General features: G+C 51.4%; 13 protein-coding genes. 2 read left to right on the top strand and 11 right to left on the bottom strand.

The window, feature by feature from the left end; all coding sequences use genetic code 11:
* Positions 1–271 precede the first annotated feature (271 nt).
* Positions 272–730: a YbhB/YbcL family Raf kinase inhibitor-like protein gene (locus BMX66_RS10610; RefSeq protein WP_090881953.1), complete on the top strand. Its 459-nt coding sequence runs from the start codon at positions 272–274 to the stop codon at positions 728–730.
* A 606-nt stretch (positions 731–1,336) separates the two neighbouring features.
* On the top strand, positions 1,337–1,741 hold the full coding sequence (locus BMX66_RS10615; protein WP_090881955.1) for a hypothetical protein: 405 nt from the start codon (positions 1,337–1,339) through the stop codon (positions 1,739–1,741).
* Between the two features lie 94 nt (positions 1,742–1,835).
* On the opposite strand, the gene BMX66_RS10620 is transcribed toward BMX66_RS10615, so the two are convergent.
* The 11 genes from BMX66_RS10620 to BMX66_RS10670 all read right to left on the bottom strand — a co-directional run bounded on the left by BMX66_RS10620 (position 1,836) and on the right by BMX66_RS10670 (position 18,173).
* Entirely contained in the window at positions 1,836–5,045 is a 3,210-nt protein-coding gene (locus BMX66_RS10620; RefSeq protein WP_090881957.1) for a hypothetical protein, read from the bottom strand.
* Between the two features lie 160 nt (positions 5,046–5,205).
* Entirely contained in the window at positions 5,206–6,018 is an 813-nt protein-coding gene (locus BMX66_RS10625) for an inositol monophosphatase family protein (protein ID WP_158593407.1), read from the bottom strand.
* Positions 6,011–6,184 (bottom strand): hypothetical protein, encoded by a 174-nt coding sequence (locus tag BMX66_RS15690; RefSeq protein WP_158593406.1) that lies wholly within the window; start codon positions 6,182–6,184, stop codon positions 6,011–6,013. Before BMX66_RS15690 ends, BMX66_RS10625 begins: the two co-directional genes overlap by 8 nt.
* A gap of 201 nt (positions 6,185–6,385) precedes the next feature.
* Complete coding sequence (locus BMX66_RS10630; protein WP_090881961.1) at positions 6,386–7,192, bottom strand: glycosyltransferase family 2 protein; 807 nt, start codon at positions 7,190–7,192, stop codon at positions 6,386–6,388.
* A 42-nt stretch (positions 7,193–7,234) separates the two neighbouring features.
* Positions 7,235–8,428, bottom strand: coding sequence for a glycosyltransferase family 9 protein (locus BMX66_RS10635; protein ID WP_090881964.1), 1,194 nt, complete (start codon positions 8,426–8,428; stop codon positions 7,235–7,237).
* A 14-nt stretch (positions 8,429–8,442) separates the two neighbouring features.
* Complete coding sequence (gene rfaE2 / locus BMX66_RS10640) at positions 8,443–9,918, bottom strand: D-glycero-beta-D-manno-heptose 1-phosphate adenylyltransferase (RefSeq protein ID WP_090881966.1); 1,476 nt, start codon at positions 9,916–9,918, stop codon at positions 8,443–8,445.
* Between the two features lie 50 nt (positions 9,919–9,968).
* Complete coding sequence (locus tag BMX66_RS10645) at positions 9,969–10,520, bottom strand: D-glycero-alpha-D-manno-heptose-1,7-bisphosphate 7-phosphatase (RefSeq protein ID WP_199679310.1); 552 nt, start codon at positions 10,518–10,520, stop codon at positions 9,969–9,971.
* Positions 10,511–11,242, bottom strand: a complete 732-nt coding sequence (locus tag BMX66_RS10650; RefSeq protein WP_090881968.1) for an SDR family oxidoreductase — start codon at positions 11,240–11,242, stop codon at positions 10,511–10,513. Before BMX66_RS10650 ends, BMX66_RS10645 begins: the two co-directional genes overlap by 10 nt.
* On the bottom strand, positions 11,239–13,176 hold the full coding sequence (locus BMX66_RS10655) for a glycosyltransferase (RefSeq protein ID WP_090881969.1): 1,938 nt from the start codon (positions 13,174–13,176) through the stop codon (positions 11,239–11,241). Before BMX66_RS10655 ends, BMX66_RS10650 begins: the two co-directional genes overlap by 4 nt.
* A 351-nt stretch (positions 13,177–13,527) precedes the next feature.
* Positions 13,528–15,735 (bottom strand): RelA/SpoT family protein, encoded by a 2,208-nt coding sequence (locus tag BMX66_RS10665; protein WP_255398909.1) that lies wholly within the window; start codon positions 15,733–15,735, stop codon positions 13,528–13,530.
* A 5-nt stretch (positions 15,736–15,740) separates the two neighbouring features.
* Positions 15,741–18,173, bottom strand: coding sequence for a ComEC/Rec2 family competence protein (locus BMX66_RS10670; protein ID WP_090881973.1), 2,433 nt, complete (start codon positions 18,171–18,173; stop codon positions 15,741–15,743).
* Between the last annotated feature and the right edge of the window lie 190 nt (positions 18,174–18,363).

An 18,363-nucleotide genomic window follows, 5' to 3' on the forward strand; every position in this document is an offset into this window, starting at 1 on the left:
AGAGGTTTCGGGTTTTATTTGATTGTTGTTTTCGGTACGCTATTTGATTCAGTGAGAACGTAGAGGAAATACTACGTATTTCGTCATTCTGGGCTTGACCCGGAATCCAGCAGAGGTAGGGTGAGTGGAGTGAAGCGCAGCCCATCAAAACAATACTGTACAGCCCGGAGTCCCCACTCAATCCTGCAAACTGCTGACGCCGGCTTCCGCCGGTACGACGTTTGTATTATTTGTTCGCCGGCCAGACAGGCAGGTAAGAAAGGAGCCTTTCATGTTTATTAACAGTCCAGCATTTCGCGATAGCAGCAATGTCCCCACGCCCCACACCTGTGCTGGGGAGAATATCAGTCCTCCCCTGGAGCTTGGAGACCTTCCCGCGGAGACCAAAAGCCTTGTTCTTGTCGTGGAAGATCGCGACGCAACACCAGTTCCCTGGATTCACTGGCTTGTTTTTAACATACCGCCGACAACCACATCTGTACCCGCCGGTCATATTCCCGAGGACGGTACCGAGGGCATCGCCAATGGCGGCACTCACGGATACGAAGGCCCCTGCCCCAAATACTTCAGCGGCACCCACCATTACCACTTCCAGTTGTTCGCCCTCGATACGGTACTTGATTTACCTGCCACCGCTGATAAAACCCAAGTGGCGGCGAGCATGCAGGACCACATTATCGATTCTGCAACGCTCGTTGGCTTATGCGAGGGGACAAAAACCGGGGCGTAAGCTTCTTGTAAGCTAAATTCAAACAGTGGATACGTTCTGTCGAACGTTTCTATTGCGATTCTGGCGCGTCCTTATCCTCCGCCTCCGCACGAGGATAGGAACCAAAAGATTGCTCTATTGCCCCCGTTTCCTGCCCGATAGAAACAATTCATCTTCGCCTCGACTGTGTCGTTCCGCACAGATAATCCCAGGCATCAAGCTTAATAATAGTTCTTCCTGACAGGCTCATCGTCTCGTTCCGGTTGTCGAGGCTGAACATGAAACTGAACCATAGATTCATCAGTTGTTGTCTCTAGTACCGGCGATCCAGCAAAAAAAATGCTGCGGCATGGTCCAGGTCAATCTCGCTAGTCAAATCGGTGATCGAGACTTGGCTACGCCGCCATCGGAAATCATCACGCCGCCGCCCGCCCACAACCTGGTGCACGCGGACATCAGTAAGTAGAAAAGGGTCTGAGAATGCAGAGGATTATTTGGGGGGATACCGAAGAGACGTCAGGCATTGAATCCCTTTTGCCGATCTTTATCAAATAGTCATCAGCATAAATAACTGCTTATAAACCATCATGCTTTCCGTGAAATCACCTCTTCAAAGGAGAACAAATCATGTTGCATGCCGAAGATCCAACGAGCGCAGATCGCGTTCGTCACTCAACAGCACCCCATGTGAACCACGAAATAGATCGCCGAACAAATAGCAACATCCGGCGTTATGCCAACAGCAGCGAAGAAGTCATCAATAGACGCATCGAGGAGCTCGACAAAGAGTGGGACATCGAGCGCGCGCTTGAAGTCAACGCCTCGACTCTGGCCTTGACCGGTCTTTTGCTCGGCGCGACCGTCAACAGGAAATGGCTGGCGTTACCGGCCGTTGTACTGTCATTCCTGCTCCAGCATAGCCTGCAGGGATGGTGCCCGCCATTACCTATATTGCGGCGCTCGGGTGTACGTACGCGGAGCGAAATCGACCGGGAAAAATATGAACTGAAGGCGTTGCTTGAGGGAAGATGACTTCTACCGAAGGGAACGAGATTACCGGAGAGAGTCGGGTGCATAGGCTCTCAATGATCGTGAAGGACCAAATTCGCTCAGATAGCACCTAGGATTATTCAAATAACTTGAGATATTCGCCGACAAAAAGACCTACTGACGCCAATATTATTAATAACGCACGCAGGACCGGTTGCTCAAACATGGGTTCGAAAGCGCCCTCGCAGATTCCTTTTATTCTCTTAATGACTTTACGTGCTTCTGGTTGAATGCGCGTATTATTTTTACCCAGGTTTTCGGCGCTCTGAATGACTAAACGCTTGAGTTTTTCCGCCTCATATCGAAGTATAAAGCCTGAAAAAAAAAGTAAAGAAATGCTTGCAGCAAAAGTGATGCCTTTGCTAAGCGGAAAATCCTGATTATCAAAATAAGTGATTCGCGCAAATAACATGAGCATAATACAGAGCATTGGATAATAAATAAGCTTGTCGACCACCTCTGTTCTTTCTGCAACAACGGCAACAATTTTTTCAAGCGACTGAAGTGGATAATTTGTTATTGCGTTACCAAAAGCATCAAAACCTCCCTGGTAATCCTCGGCGAGTAGGGGATGTTGCGTACGCAGCTTTTTAATCCAGTAATAGTTCAGCCTTACCGCATCCAGTACAAAAAAAAGCAGAAGCATGACCGCAGTAAAGCTCATTACCCCGATCCAGGAAGCCCAATCGCAAGCGTTGCCACGACATGGCAATGGCCAAGGCGGTACTATGTAAATAAGTATGGTTTCAATGATGGCAAAGAACAGCCATATTGCGACAACACGGCTTACGCGATGATCAATCCGGCCATAATTATAGTATTCCTTCCATAGGTCGTTCTCATTTTTTACCGGACGACTATTGTCTTTTTCTATCCAATCCTTGATAGAGTTAAAATCAAATGTATTATCGTTATATGGGAAATTAAGTTTAAGTAAGAAAAAGGCGATTGCTAAAAACATGAGTAATAGGAAACACCATTTGAACTGAAGATCTGATGGGTTTACATCATTGTAGGCATAGATTGCAATAGAGAAGAAAAGAATAATCCCAGTGAATAGCAGAACATTTCGCCACTTACTCACCTCTTCCCATCGAAGTAGGCAAAACCCAAAGTGCTGGTTATTAAGGGAATCAAAATTGGCGTCAAGTTCTTTCTTCCCACGAAAGAAAAATGCGAGTGCCATTATGATTGCAATAATTTGTATGAATATTGAAGGCCAAAGGCTGACACCATCGGTAAAGCTGAGCGGCTCTCCTAATTTATCTGTAGCAAAGAACAAAGCGACGGCAAATATTGCCAATGGATAAGACAATAACCAAAGAGATGATTCTAGAGAGTTGGGGAGTATTCTCCAGTGAAAACAAATAAGGGAAACTATCATCATGGTCAGTAGCGATAGTAGCAACAGTTGGGTTTGAGCCAAGAACCATAGCCGCGCTATGGGTATATCTGGGGACATTAGCGGCAGTATGGCTTGATCATTTTCCTGTGCTGCGCCTAAGCGCACGAAACCGTGTCGGCCGATCTCAAAAATTTGAGGTGAAGGGAGGCTAGATTCTTGGACATGGCCTGTTATCGTACTGATCGTGCTGAAGAAAATACTGCCCTGATGGCTATCGCGAAAAGGGGAAGTTTGTTCCTGATGGGATCGTTTAAGGCGCTCCTTCTCATCTTTATCCCCATCTTCAAGTAGTAGATTGAAGTGTGAGGCGACAACTAGATTTCTGGTCGAGAGCCAATGCGGCGGGTGAAGCATCTGCGCATCCAGATCGGTTGTGAAAACCAGGATATTAGGCATTTCTGCACGCAAGGCCTCAAGTATCAGCAACTTGTCATAAAAATCACTGCCGAAAATGCCTACAGCTTTTATGCCGATGTCACGTGTCTCGAGATTTATCTCCTTATGAGGGTCATTAATTTGCTTTGCCAGCCGGTGAAAGTAATCGAATTGGCTTGGACCAATGGGTAGCGGCGGTGGAATGTTTAGATCGATCCCGGAAAGGCGAGCAGCCTGCTTGTTCGCTTCTTCATTCTTATCTTGGTTATGGACTATTTGCTGGTAGGCATCCAGGCCTTTTAGATAGAAAACGTTTCTTATTTCACAAGTATTATCTTTGAGGTCAACGTCAGGTTTATCTTTAGGGTTAGGACTATCTTTGACGTTAGTATCCTGTTTCTCTTTAAAAGAGTCAGAGAAAGATTTACAAAAGTTGTCTGCTAGAGCGCGTACATTTTCTGAATCCTGTTCTGTAATAATCATTACTTCAGATGGTTTAATAAAGCGTAGCCTTAGTTCCTCGGTTAGTTTATCAGCAAGTCCTTTGTCGTCCGTTTCAGTGCGCTTGAACTCAATGTTCTTGTTATTATTTTTATTAATACAAGCAATTTTTTTATTTACGTCCACAGTCCGTTTCTGGTCCAAGATGTTGTTCAGGTCGAAAATATAGAAATTCTCTATTTCTTCTAATCGGAGCAAGCTCTTCGAAATAAAGTCAAATCTATCAGCGTCGGCGAATATTTCACTATTCATCCACACCACAACAATGTCTGGTTTCTTGTCCGGCTTATTGTCTGATTTATTGTCCGCTTCATCCTTTTCCGGTTGATCCGTTTCATTTTTGCTGAACGTATCTTTATTCGGTTGAGGTTCATAACGGAAATGCTCCCAGCGCACGTCATACTCCTTATTCTTTTGACTGGAGCAAAAGTGCAAACGGTCGGTTTCTGAGGGGTGGTAGCCTGCTTCCATGAGCCCCGCAATTACTGCATAGCGATCTCGGGTTCGCAGCTCCTTATTTTCTGTAGTATCGGGACGTACTTTTAATAACGGAGCCAATATTTTTACGGTTGTCTTATTGTCATTATTCTTAATATCACTTATTTTTTTATTTAACTCACCTTCGCATTGACCTTCTTTAGGTTCTGTTTTCTTACTTTCATCAGTTTCCTTTTTCTTATCTTCGGATTCTTTTTTGTGAGCGATGGGCTCAACGTCTGTCTTCTTGTATACTCGAAAACGATAAGGAGACGTTTTTCCTATATTGTCACCAAAGTCAATGTAATATTGATTTCTCTCGGTATAAGAATCGAGATCAAACCCGAAGGGGTCCTGCCACAGCCAGCTTTGGTAAGCATAATCAGTTGTTTGCAGGTCTTGATGTTGTATGTATGGGTCAAAAGGCCGGGCACTCTCAACTGGGCGGTCATACCAGATCAAAAGTCCAAATATGACGAGTAGAGCCAACCCGGCAAGGGCGAGGTCTGGCTCTTTTATCGAAGGCATTCTGCTATAACCCTCTGAGTTATAATTAAAGGTTACGTTATGGCGACATAATCAGTGACGTGAATTTTCCATTCCTGTAATAACCTTTGGTATCGAGCCGGGGCGGTGACAACTTCCTGTTGACGACCTAGGCGCCGGCGCTGCTCTGATTCCTGTGTATCTATTTAAAACAAGAGAGATAAGCATCTATCATCCCGGCAGAGCCCGCAATAACCCCTTTTGAATATATTGTCCAGTCCCTCCCACCATAATCAACCACTTTCCCTCCTGATGCCCTGACCATGCAGACTCCCGCTACCATATCCGTCAGCTTCGTCGAGGGACGGAAAAACAGATCCAGCCGTCCTGCAGCCACCGCTGCTAGAGATAGAGCAGGAACACCAAATACCTTCACTGCCCGAGCCTGCTTCAATACTCTTGAAAGTTGCTCCAGCGTCTGAGGACGCGTGTTCATTTCTGATGAAAAATCGAGGCTGATAACGGCCTTTGCTGGATCGGTCTGGCTGCTTACCTGGATAACTTTTCCATTTACTCTTGTTTGCCCACCTTCCTGAGCGCTGTACAAGGTGGAGTGGATGGGATCATAAATAACGCCTAGAACGGGTTTCCCATTCCGAAGAAGCCCGATCGAAACGGCAAGAAGCGGAGGATATCCGTTCATGTTTTCTGTTCCGTCCAGTGGATCGACCACCCACTGATTGCCTTGTTCAGCAATATCTCCACCTTCTTCTTCACCGTAAAAGCCGCAGGGGTGGATTTTTAGCAGCTGTTCTTTTAGCAGCTGTTCAGACTCTCTGTCAGCATCGGTTACTACCTGCCGCTGGGATTTAAATTCGGGTGCCACACCCTGAATGTAGTACGCTGTGATAACGTCCCCCGCGTTTCTTGCAATTTTTTCTATTTCTTCAATAAAAGAAACTTCTTCCCGAGTTTTAATCTGCAAGTTTTCCATATCATCGGTTTGTTTAATCAATGTTTCCAATCGGTTTAAGTGGCGAGGAAACAACATACTCGTCATACCCGCGAAAGCGGGTATCCAGCAGCGTGAGAACATGACTATTGTTGGCTGGATTCCGGGTCAAGCCCGGAATGACGAAATTCACGGTATTTTTCGGGTCAAAGACCGCCACCGAATTCATGATATTTTCCGAGTCAGACCTAGAATGACGGGGTTCATGGTATTTTCCGGCGCAGGCCACGAGTGACGGAATAATTCAGGGGTATTTTCCAGGTCAGGTTCGGAATGACAAAGCTCATCGTATTTTTCTTGCAGCGTAAGTAGCTGAGCAATAGAAGAAATAGGCGAATTTTTCAAAATATTGGATGTCTCCCATTTTTGCTCACAGCACCAACTCCTTCGGAATATCGAATTTTCTGTTAGTTACCGTCGTTGGTGCTTCCTGATGGTAGGCTCCCGACGGGATCAAGCCGCAGCCACCGTAGCGCTTCATTACCCGTAGTTGTGCAAGAACGTCTTCGCCAGCATGCTCTTTTGGTACTTCTACCCAGAATTTGAACCCTCCCGTTTCCCATAGCTTTTGAACGTCATACATCACGCAGCCTCCGATCCAGGCAACCTTGTATTTCTTTTGCGTATCGGGAGTGAGCCGCAGTCTTTCCTGTATATGGAGGATATTGGCTGCATTATGGAGGGTATAGCGCTGCCAGCTTGCATCGTGGGGCGTAACAACTTCCGGCTCCACCGGCCCCTCCCATAACTCGATCGCCTGCTGCTCCGGCCGGTAATCATTCCTGTATGACAGTCCAATGACCGCCTGTCCGACAAATCCGATCTCTTCCTCTCTTTGGGCCTGCAACATATTCCCTATAACAAAAGGCTCCAGCAAAACGTCGTCATCGAGATAAAGACAGTATCGCGACTCTACAAGGTCCAGTAAAAACTGCCGCTGCTGAGCCAGGCCACGTCGTGGCAAGTTGGCCAGTTGCTGCACCTGATGCCCTTTTTTTTCCAGCAGACGAATAGCGGTCTGGACTGAGGCATCGTGATAAACAGGCGTGTCGCTTTGATCGGAAATAATGACGGCAAAATCAGGGGAATGCTGAAAACAAAGCCCTGTGAGCGTCACTGCCAGGGCGGCGGGCCGATTACAGGAAGGAATGAGTACCGTAATTTCTGTCCGCATCATTTATCCCTTTTATATTGATGCCATGAGCAGATATTGCATTCGTCATGCCAGTGGAAGGCCGGTAACCAGTGGGATGCGCGGCATACTGTTGTTGATTTCAGCTGGATTCCGGGCTAGGTTCCCGACTGAATCCGGAGTGACTGATACGTGTTTTCCTGCCGGGCAGACAAGCTCACTTACCGCTGCCACAATTGCCTCCGGCGAAGCCCTGGGCGTCGAAACTCCCGGGAAAGACTGAAGCAAACGGTTTTTCGTCCGCAGCTCAGGCGGTACCTCAAAGTAAAGCACCCGATTTGATACCTGCCAAGGCGTGTGCTGTGGATTTGTCATCGCGTACAGCACGACGACCGGCGTCCCGACGGCGGCAGCGATATGGACTGGACCCGTGTTATTCGAGACTAGAACCGGCGCCGCCGCAATCAGGGCAATGAGTTCCGCAATCGATATCTCACCTGCGAGATTCGTGGCAACATCGCCGAGTTGGCGAGCAATTTCATCAACATAATCTCGCTCACTGCCACTACCAGTAAGTACGATTTTATAGCCTTGCTTGATGAGCGATCCGCAAGCGGCTATATAATCGTTGGCTGGATAGAGCCGCTTTTCCTCACTGACCCCAGCGTGCAGCACCAGCCAGGGCTCATCCGGGTGAATGTCAGCGGCGGCCAATATTGTGGATATTTTGTCCGATACCTTTTGCCGGCTCTCCTCTGGAATTTTTAGCGAAAGCCTTGTGTCGCGCGTCACTGCTCCGGCCATTTCGACTAGCCGGAGCTGCCGTTCAACCTCGTGCATAATATAGTCGAGCGGTTCCTTATCAGGCACCCACTGACTGATAAGCTGGTAGGGATTTTCGCGGCAATAACCCAGGACAATTTTGATACCCGCCAGATAGCACAGCATGGCGGCAGGCAGCGGGTTCTGGCTGTAGACCGTGAAGATTACGGCTGCGTCGAATTGCCGGCTTCTCAACTCATCGGCAAGCGCCAACAGCTGTTGCTCTCCATTGGTTTCACTCGTCTTTACCCAGGGAACATCAAACGGGCTGATTTCGTCCACTTCCGGAATAAACCGAGCAACCGCCGATCCTGCGCTGGATGTCAAAAGAGTTATTTTCCGGCCCGGAACCGACTCCTTGAGTGCTCGCATTGCGGGCTGGCTCATCATCACATCGCCCATGTTATCCGGGCGAACGCACAATATATTCTTATGGTTCTTCCAGGCCTCGGAAAACATCGTTCGTTTCCTGGTTAGACAAGTTGCTTATCCAGGTTTTTAATCCTGGTAATGATGCTCGTTGTGGATCGATCCTGTACAAAAGGCATAATCTCGACCTTTCCGCCATAGCCCAGGACGATAGGCGCTTCCGGTAAATTCCCGATGGTATAGTCACCGCCTTTTACGTACACATCCGGCTGAATAATGTCCAGAAGGTTTATCGGCGTATCCTCCTCGAACGATGTTATGAGCGTCACCGATTCCAGCCCGGACAGTATGCGGAGGCGTTCGTACAGGTTATTGATGGGTCGGGCGCTGCCTTTCAGTCGTTTAATACTGGCATCGGAGTTAAGGCCTAACACCAGCACATCACCCAAAGCCCGTGCCTGCTCCAGATAAGTGACATGCCCGCTGTGAAGCAGGTCGAAGCAGCCGTTCGTAAACACGATACGCTTGCCTTCTTTTCTGAAAGTATCAACATGGCTCTTCAATTCCTGCCAGTCGTGAATATACTTGCTGCTGCTTCCCAGGTATTGACTCAGCTCGTTGTGCATACAGGTAGCGGTACCTGATTTTTGCAATATCACGGCAGCAGCGGACTTGGCTATCTCACCTGCAACTTCGATAGACGCACCGCTAGCCAGCGCAAGGGTAAGCGCACTTACATACGTGTCGCCGGCGCCAGCGGCCCTGGTATTCTCGACCGGTTTCGAGAATGTGCGATAGGGCTCTTTGCCATGTTGAAACAGCAAGGCTCCCTCGATATCAATCGTTGCGGCAACATATTTTGTTCCGGTTTTTTTAAGCAGCTTCTGTCCATGGAGTTTGATCTGCTCTGACCGGTGGCCAATTGCGGCCGGTTCCGTGATGGCAAGAAGTGTTACCAGTTCCTGGTAGTTGGGCTTTGCAACGGTGGCCCCGACGCAGCTGTATTTATCGAGCGACTTTGCGTCAATCACCAGAATATTCTCTCTTTTACCCTGTAGAGCGCCGAGGGCGTCGATGACCTTATCTGTCATGATGCCGTAGCCATAGTCCGAGACAACGACTGCGTCAACCTCGTGAAACTTTTCTTTCAGGGCCTCGATTATCTGCTGCTCATATTCGCCGCATACCGCGTCCGTCGTACCCGAATCAAAGCGCACAAGCAGCTGACTGCCGGCAGTGACGCGCTGTTTTGTAATTGTCCGCCGGGCCTGGTCGCAAATGATGAGTGAGATATCGAGACCATGCCCAGTCAGCGTATCTTTTAGCAGTTCGGCCTCGCGGTCGCACCCCACGGCGGATAGATAATGGACCTCGGCCCCTAATTCCGCCAGATTCACCGCCGTATTGGCTGCTCCTCCCGGCATTGCCTTGACTTCCTTGATATCAACAATCGGAACTGGAGCCTCCCTGCAAATACGGTTAGCCGAACCATCCATATAAACATCGAGCATTGCATCACCGATCACCAGTACCTTTAAACCACCAAAACGATTAATAATGGCAAGACACTCGCTGTTCATACTGCCTCCTTTCACTCCACGTGTTTGACTCCACAGTGTGGCGGTTTGGCTTAATGACAAATAATATCTGCTGCTTCGGTCAAATCCCTGACTGAATACACCGGTTGTCGATAGTCACCCATTACCCACTCTGTCTCGTTGCCGTTATTGAAGTGGATGGTGTGGCAGCCGGAGCGGTTGCCCGCTTCCACGTCATGCAGGATATCGCCGATCATCCAGGAGATTTGCGGCTTGATCGCGTAGTCCTTCGCTGCCCGTAAAATCATTCCCGGCATTGGTTTTCGGCATTCGCAGCCGTCATCCGGGGCGTGCGGGCAATAATAAAAAGCGTCTATTTGAGCGCCATATGGCGCCAGCAGCGTTTGAATCCGCCTGTTGATCGGCAGGAGATCCTTTTCCTTGAACAAGCTTCTGGCGATGCCCGATTGGTTGGAAACGACAATCAGTTTGTAGCCGGCATCTTTCATACGGCGGAGCGCCCGGCCGGCACCACACGAAAGCCAGACGTGCCGCGGATCGACGTTGTACGGCACATCATGAATGAGGGTACCGTCCTTATCGATAAAGACAGCCCTGCCCCCTTCCATCGGCTCTACGGCCATGACGTCTCCCTCATTGGCAGCACCATTACCTCTGGTATCACCGTTTCGTCCGGCTGGGTCAGAACAAAGTGAACCGTCTCGGCCACATTTTTAGGATCCTGAAGAACATTTGGGTCGGTATCGGGAAACCGCTCCATGATAAAGGGAGTGCGCATTCCGCCGGCAACCACGGCGGTAACTTTTATATTATCCCGGCGGCCTTCGGCATGCAGAGCGTGGCTGAAACCAAGCAGGCCCCACTTACTGGCATGGTACGCGGTCGCCTCGGTCCAGACCCGCTTCGCAGCCGTGGAGGTAACATTGACAATGTGGCCCTTCCCCTGACGCTTCAGTAACGGATAGATGGCTTTTGACAGCAGGAAAGGACCGTGTAAATTCACCTCCACTACGCGCTCCCAGTCAGCGATGCTCAGATCTTCGATCGAGAGCGTCACGTCCGTACCGGCATTATTGATCAATACATCAACGCGCCCATGTTCGGCCATAATGTCATCGACAGTCTGCCTGACATCATCCTCATTACGAACGTCCAGTAAATACGAGTAAGCGGTGCCGCCCGCATCGTTGATAGCCTGGACTACGCTTTTCACTTGATCTTCCTTGATATCACAGGCGCAGACAATCGCCCCCGCTGCGCCGAGGGTGTTCGCAATAGCCTCGCCCAACCCCTGGCCCGCACCAGTAACAATGGCTACTTTATCCGTTACGCTTTGTTGACTCATGCTTTGATTTTCCTCTTGTTGATGATTTTTCCAGATCGGCCAACCACCTGGAGCTGACCCATTGGCCATTCTTCCGGTTCCTGAATAGTATTCTGATCGTCCACCATGATTTGCTGCTCAACCAAGTGACTCAGCATGTGGAGAACAAGCAGCTGTACTTCCTGAATACGCGACGTCTCATTCGATGGAACGATGATGTTGAGATCCGTCAATTCGGCAACAGGTCCGCCCTCTTTACCGAGTAGTCCAATACAAAACATTTCTCGCTTGCGAGCCGCCCGAATCGCCGCGACAAGATTCAGCGACTGCCCACTTGTGCTGATAACAATCAGAATGTCGCCAGCTTGCCCATATGCGTCGACCTGCCTCGCAAAAACCTCTTCAAAGGTAAAATCATTTGCCCAGGCAGTTACAAATGTTGTATCGGCCGTGAGCGCCATAACTGGCAGGCCCCTACGTTGAGAGGCCTCGAACCGGCCGACGAGTTCGGTCGCAAAATGCTGCGCTTCGGCGGCACTACCGCCATTGCCGCAGACCAGCACCTTCCCTCCTCGCGCGAGTGACCGATAAATAGCCTGCGCGGAATCAAGGGTGGCAAGGCGGATTTTCCGCTTCGACGTTTTAATGGTATTTATCAATGACTCGAAGGAGTCGTCGATGTATGAGAGCGGGTCATCCTCGTCGTCCGTCCGCAAAGGGCTCTGCATCGCGACCCGTTCATACATGTTGGCCGTAAGATGCGTTGCCTTCATCCATGTATAGTTCTCATTGACATGACGAATGGCGTTGTCCTTGAAGTACTTCATGAGTTTATTGCTACTCAGTAGTTCAATGATGCGCCGGCCAAGCAAGGCGGGATCGTTTGCGGGCACGAGAAAACCGGTTTTGCCATCTATAACGGTGGATTTGATGCCGCCGACATTTGAACCTATCACTGGCGTTCCGCACGCCATGGATTCAAGCGGGGTAATCCCGAAGGGCTCATACCAAGGCGTCGTCGTAAACACATCGGCTGCGCTGTAGTAATAATGCAACACGTCGCGAGTCCGGCGTCCCACAAATGTAACGAGATCACTTCCGCCTTCTGCTTCGGCCAATTTTTGCAAGCGGCCGATTTCCGGGGTGGTTTCGGGGTTGGGCTCATCTGATTCGCCGCCCACAATCAACAGTCGCGCGTTGAAATTATGCTCCCGCCGCATGTAGCCGAGCGCTTTTATGACGTTATCAACTCCTTTACGCGGCACCATGCGGCCCAGCTGCAGGATGATTTTTTCCTTGGGATCAAGTTTCAACGCCATCCGGGCGAACAGTTTATCGAGCGGGTAAATCTCATCCGGGCGGAAACCGTTTGGAATAATAGTGATCTTTTCGGAATCCGCCTGATAGAGATTTATCAGGTCGTCCCGATCCTGCGGGCATAACGCCACTATCTGGTCCGCCTCTGCTACTATCCGTTCCTCGATGGCAAAACCTTCATCGGGGAACCAGTCGTTCCTGCCCTGATGGATTCTGCGCACTTTTGCCAAAGCATGAAAGGTAACGACGAAAGGAATACGAAGTTTCTGCTTGATGTCCGCCGCCACGAGTGCAGACATAAAGAAGTGGGCGTGAATAAGCTTGTAGGGGTTGTTTTCTGCTTCAATAACGCGCAGCATGTCCTTCGTAAAAGCCGGCATATAAGGGAGCAGCTTTTCTTTGGGAATGAACGTTACCGGGCCGGCTCTTACATGGATGACGCGTATGCTTCCCCGCCAGTTAATGATTTCGGGCATGCGCCGGTCGTCCCAACGGGTAAATATGTCGATCTCGTAGCCCAGCGCCGCCAAATGCTGGGCCAGCTCCGCCACTGCAATATTTTGCCCGCCTGTATCTGCGCCTCCGACGGCTGCCAAGGGTGAAGCGTGTTCGCTTATAAGGGCAATTCTCTTCTTCATGCTTTCCCCTTCTACTGAAGCCAGACAGATTACCTATCTTGGTTATGGGACATGAGCAGCATGGACCAGGCAAAGTTTTACCGTAAAGCCTCGTCGGTGGACCCACTTAGCGGTGTCCAGACAACTACGGATGGAGCATCTCCACCAGATCAGCCCGCCGAATTAAGCATAGATGACTCTGCGCTGATGTCAACTCAAGCGATTTTTCCCGGAATCGGTGCTATAAAGCAGCTGGAGAGTGAGGGCGGTGAGATGTCAAGCGACGGAAAGCTATAGATGCGGGCCTCCGAGTTCCGGAGGACCGGCATTCTCATTAATGCAATTGGAAACGTCCAGCGCTCAGCCAAACGATCATTTCCGCGATGCCGATATCACTCCGGGTACGCTCCCTATCAACGCCAGAACGCGACGCAACTGCGTGAGATCGGTAATTTTCAGCGTAAACTGCATGGTTGCGGTAACGTCCCGGCTTTGCGCGCGGGTAGCGGCAACATCGATTTTTTCGCGAGACAAAACGTTCGAAATATCCCGCAGCAATCCTTGCCTGTCCTGAGCCTCGACCTCCACATCGACCGGATAACTCATGCCTTTCGATAAATCCCACTCCGCGGAGATGAGGCGCTCGATGCTTTCCCCGGATAAGCGGGACAGATTCGAGCACTCTTGACGATGTATCGTGATGCCGCGTCCACGCGTGACAAAACCAATGATCGGATCTGGCGGAGCAGGTTTGCAACACCTCGCAAACGTCGTCAGCAGCTTGTCAACACCGACGACGAGTATGCCGGAATCATATTGGGAGACGGGTTTCCTGTCTGTCGGCAACTCGGGAGCCGGCATTGCAGGCTCGGGCCCGCCGACCAGGAACGACCCTAACTCACGGGTATTGATATCTCCTCTGGCCACCGCGGCCAGGAAAGCGTCGAGTTTGGCAAACTTGAACTCACCGGCCAGTTTGTCCAGGCTCATCGCGGTCATGCCGTGGCGCTGCAATTCCTTTTCCACTAGCGCTCGCCCCTGCGTTAACGCGGCGTCGCGCTGCTGGCTGCTGAACCATTGCCTGGCCTTTGACCGTGCACGATGGCTCTTCAGATAACCCAAAACGGGATTGAGCCAGTCCCGGCTCGGTCCGCCCTGTTTAGCGGAAATGATTTCCACCCGTTGCGCATTTTGCAGCGTGTAGTCGAGCGGGACCATGACATCGTCGACTTTTGCACCACGGCAGCGGTGACCAAGGTCGGTATGCACGTGGTAGGCAAAATCTATTGGCGTGGCGCCCTTGGGCAAGGAAATTACCCTGCCCTGCGGAGTCAGCACGTAGACTGAGTCCTCGAACAACGCAACCTTGAAATGCTCGTCTAATTCGCCTGCGTCCGCGACGTCGTCCTTCCATTCCAGGATCTGCCTCAACCAAGCAATTTTTTCTTCATACCTGGCATCGCGCCTCGCCCCTTCTTTATAGCGCCAGTGCGCGGCCACACCCATTTCCGAATGCCGATGCATTTCATGGGTGCGAATCTGCACTTCAATCACCTTGTCTTCCGGGCCATGGACAGCGGTATGAAGCGAACGGTAATCATTGCCTTTCGGTCTGGCGATATAATCGTCGAATTCCTTCGGGATGGGCACCCACAGGTTATGTACCACCCCCAGCGCGGCATAGCAGTCCCTCACGTCGTCAACAAGAATGCGCACAGCGCGGGCATCGTGGATTTCCTCGAAGTCCACACCCTTGCGTTTCATTTTTTTGTGGATGCTGTAGATGTGTTTCGGGCGCCCGGTGACTTCAGCCTTGATTCCTGTTCGCTGCAATTCGCCGCCCAATTTATCCACCACCATGGCAATATACTGTTCCCGGATGCGGCGCGTATCCTCAAGCAAAGTGGCGATTTTTTTATAGCGTTCGGGGTCGATAATTCGAAACGAAAAATCTTCCAGCTCCCACTTCAGTTGCCACAGCCCCAGGCGGTTCGCCAATGGTGCGAATATATCCAGCGTCTCATGTGCGATGTCCGCTCTATTGGGAACGTTATTCCCCGCGATATATCGCATTGTCTGCAAACGATCCGCCAGGGCAATGATGACGACACGAATGTCTTCGACCATAGCCAGCAGCATTTTGCGTAATGCCTCGACTTGCGCGCCACGATCCACTCCATTGCCGGTCCCTCCCGCTCCCATTGTCCTGATGCGGCCCATGCGTGCCATTCCTTCCACCAGGTGAGCTACCGTCGGGTTGAAAGCGGCTCGCACTTTTACCTCATATTCATCCAGATAATCCGGCACAGCGTAAAGAATGCCTGCCACCAGAGTGTCGCTATCGACCCGCAGCGAGGCCAGAATTGATGCTACGCCCTGCATGTGCTGAATGCTCGGCTCTCCCGTGGGAAGGAATCTGCCGGCGTAAAACGGGTGGGAAAAATCCAGCGCATGGGCGAGTACCTCGGTTTCACCGGGAGAAAAGATAGGCGCCAAGGTTTCCAGCCAGGACGTATCATCCTGTCTCTGCATGGCGGAAGAAGCTACTGCGGGATCTGCATCCGGCGATCTGTCGCTCATCTTTTTTATGCTCGTGTGTTAATCTCGGGAATATCCTGCCAGTAGCGGCGCCGCAGTGCGCGCGAGGTTTCCACCGAAAGGTCATTATCCTCAAAACGCAGCAGTATCGCGCCATCGATATCGCTACGCAGCAACCTGCTTCCAACTGCCCGATAACGCTCCACCACGTCATCCTTGGGATGCCCGAAGCGGTTGCGATATCCTACGGTAAATATTACCAGCCCTGGATTCACCCGGCGTACAAACTCGTCGGTTGAGGAAGTTTTACTCCCGTGATGGGGCGCGACCAGCACTGTGGAGGCGAGGTTGCCGGCGTCATTTGCGAGCAACTGGTACTCGGATTTTTTCTCGATGTCGCCCGGCAGCAGCACACTGCCGTGCAAAGTGGTGATTTTCAGCACGCAGCTTAACGCGTTGGTTTTGAGCCTGGGATTACTGTAATTATGTTCCGAAGGATGCAACATGTCGAAGCGAATCCCGTCCCATTGCCACGACTGTCCCGCACGGCACCGTTGCCTGTTGGAAGCGGCCCGTTGTATGGGATGATCATCGCTCAACGATGAAACCAGCCATTCCACCGGCACGGCTTGCTGTACCGACAATGCCCCGCCGCTGTGGTCTCCGTCAGCATGCGTTACGATCATTGCGTCAAGATGTTTTATACCTTCTGCCCGCAGAAAAGGAACAATGGTGCGGTTGCCGCTATCCGCCTCCGAGCTGAAACCCGGGCCCGTATCGTAGAGCAAGGCATAATTTTCCGTACGCGCCACGACCGCCAATCCCTGGCCGACATCCAATATGGTCAGCCACAACTCTCCTGATGCCGGCTTTGGCGGAAGCGCCAGAAACATGGGCAGCAACGCAACCAGCCCCAGCCATCGAGCCGGGAAACCCGTGGTAAGCCTGGGTCCTAATCCCCCTGATCCCAACCCCAGCCCTAATGCCCCGGGCAGCATTATCCAGAAGATTCCGGCCATTCCGGCCATGACCGCCCAGGTGGGCGGCGCATGCTGACTCCAGACCGCCTGTGGTGAATCGCTCATCCATTGCATCGCTTCCATGCAAGCGCTCAGCAGCCAGTGCGCGGGCGTTAACATGAAATCGAGCGGCGGCAGCGCAGCCAGCAGGGTTAACGGAACCACCACCAGGCTCACCAGGGGGATCGCTATGGCATTGGCAACAGGCGAAACAAGCGATACCTGCTGAAACATCGCCAGCAGGGGAGGTATCAGGCTAAGCGTTATCGCCCATTGCACCCGCGCCCAACCGATTAACCAGTGCGATCTACCGATACGCCCGACCGATATCAACATGATGACCGCTATCGCACCGAACGATAACCAGAATCCGGGTGATAGTACCGCCCATGGATCAAACATCACCACTGCCAGCAATGCCCAGGCCAGTACTGCCGTCATCGAAGTGGATCGCCCCAGCCACAAAGCGATGGCCACTACCGCAAGCATATAAACTGTACGCTGCGCCGGGATTGCAAACCCCGCCAGCAGCGCATACCCTAACGCCACTACCAGCCCCGCGACGGCTGCGGCTTTGCGCGCCGGCAGCAGCAGCGTCAAATAATGACTCCGCCGCCACAACCAGTAAACCAGCGCAAATATCAGGCCAGATACCATGGTGACATGGAGCCCGGATATACTCATGAGATGGTTTATTCCAGTGCGGGTAAATATCTGCCACTGTTCGCGGGGAATGGCGCGCTGGTCGCCCACCGCCAGCGCAACCAGAACACCGGTATAAGCATGGCCTGGCAACGCGCGCGTAAAACTTTCGCGAACTTCCTCGCGCAAGCGCTCAATCTGGTAAGCCGGTCGGCTGACCATTTCGTCCAGACGCATGTTTCCATCATTTTTCCGGACGTAGCCGCTAGCCCGTATGTTGCGTTCCAAGGCCCATTGCTCGAAGTCAAAGCCATGGGGATTGACGCTGCCATGCGGACGTTTGAGCCGCGTAGTGATCCGCCAGCGCTCACCTGCGCTGATTTTAGGGGGCGCAGCCTCTGCCGCCGAACGCTTTCCGTGCTCGTCATACCAGGAGAGGGAAATGTGTGCGGGAACAATGGCGCCCGTCGTCAGCACTTGCTCCACATCGAAAGCAAAACGCACGTGCCTCTCGTTGACTTGCGGCAACTCTGCTACCACGCCGATCAACTGGATATCGCGTCCTTCCCATTCATGCGGGAGCACATCCGCCAGGCGCCACTGGGCAAAAGCCGCTGCCCAGAAAAATCCCGCTCCCAGAAAAACACCAGTTAATAGAGCTTTGCCGATAGCGATAAAAGTAGCGTCTCGAGCGCGCAGGAACAGGAATGCGAGTGCTGCGCCGGGCAATAATGCGTATGCCAACGCAATGGCCGGCAGTGCGGCCTGCTGTTGCAGCAGTCCGACTCCAACGGCAAACGCCAGAATATAGGCTTGCATCAGTGACTTGAGCTATCTATTGAAAATACGAACATTGGAAAACTATCGGGCCAATGAGGAAAACGGCACTTCGCCTCAAAAGTTTCGCCCTTCAGTCATGCCAGTACAACATCGGAGCAATTGGAGGAAAGAACGATTGCTTCAAGCCGCCGGATTTCCGGTTGGCATACCGAAGGCTGGTCAGGTTATT

This window comes from Nitrosovibrio sp. Nv6 (genome assembly GCF_900110495.1).
Taxonomy (GTDB): Bacteria; Pseudomonadota; Gammaproteobacteria; order Burkholderiales; family Nitrosomonadaceae; genus Nitrosospira.